This is a genomic window from Shigella sp. SIG3 (genome assembly GCF_053555855.1).
In genome coordinates, this window is record NZ_JBQZXE010000284.1 from 1 (window position 1) to 718 (window position 718).

General features: G+C 49.4%; 2 protein-coding genes and 1 pseudogene. All 3 read right to left on the bottom strand.

Annotated features, from left to right (window positions below):
• Window positions 1-172: pseudogene (locus ACUU1I_RS20945) on the bottom strand (DNA transfer protein); the annotation flags it as partial.
• A gap of 2 nt (window positions 173-174) precedes the next feature.
• Window positions 175-630, bottom strand: a complete 456-nt coding sequence (locus tag ACUU1I_RS20950; protein WP_000614050.1) for a DUF2824 family protein — start codon at window positions 628-630, stop codon at window positions 175-177.
• Window positions 630-718, bottom strand: an 89-nt coding sequence (locus ACUU1I_RS20955) for a tail needle knob protein (protein ID WP_449144930.1), incomplete at its 5' end; no start/stop codon positions are given. The genes ACUU1I_RS20955 and ACUU1I_RS20950, both read right to left, overlap by 1 nt.

Genomic DNA, 718 nt, shown 5'->3' on the forward strand with positions numbered 1-718 from the left:
CAAGGTTTTTCATGATCGTCTGCCACTGCTGATTTTGCAGGTCTGCGGCATACTTCTGAGCTTCTGCTGCATACTTTGCGCTTTTATCAGAGCTGCCACCTTTCCCGCCTTTTTCAGGGCAATAAGGTTCCTCGCCGCGCAGTTTTCTGCCCAGCTTAAATGCATATAACATGGCTATCTCCCGTGATTCAGGAAGTCGATTAGTTCTTCGCGTGTGGCGCTGTAAAACGTCACGTCATCCACGCCTTTGAAGTATTTCTTGATGGTTCCTACACGCTTAAGGCCAATCATTGCGCAGTACATCTGACCGTGGCGGAATTTGCGCGCAGCGAACGATGTGACGCACTGAACGGTGGTGTTAGTCAGAATGTATCGCCAGAACGCCAGCCCGATTTCCTTGCTGAATCCACGAATCTCTGGCAGGTACATGGCGTGGCAATCAAAGGTTAGCGGCTGAATCTCCTGATAGTAAACAATTCCGCCGAACTGCCCGTGCACGTTAACCTCAAAGTAACGGCATTCAGGCTTGTAGTCGTATCCATCGCCGTTGTTGCTCCCGGCGATAATGTCAGTGTGATTTCCTACTGCTTCGATCAGGTCGATGTTTCGCGTTGGTTTGAACTGAATCATCACTGCTCCGCGATTATCTTGATGGTTGTGGCAGTAAACGCCGCACCATTTGACTGAATAGTTAACGTACTGCCATTTGAGGCAAGAA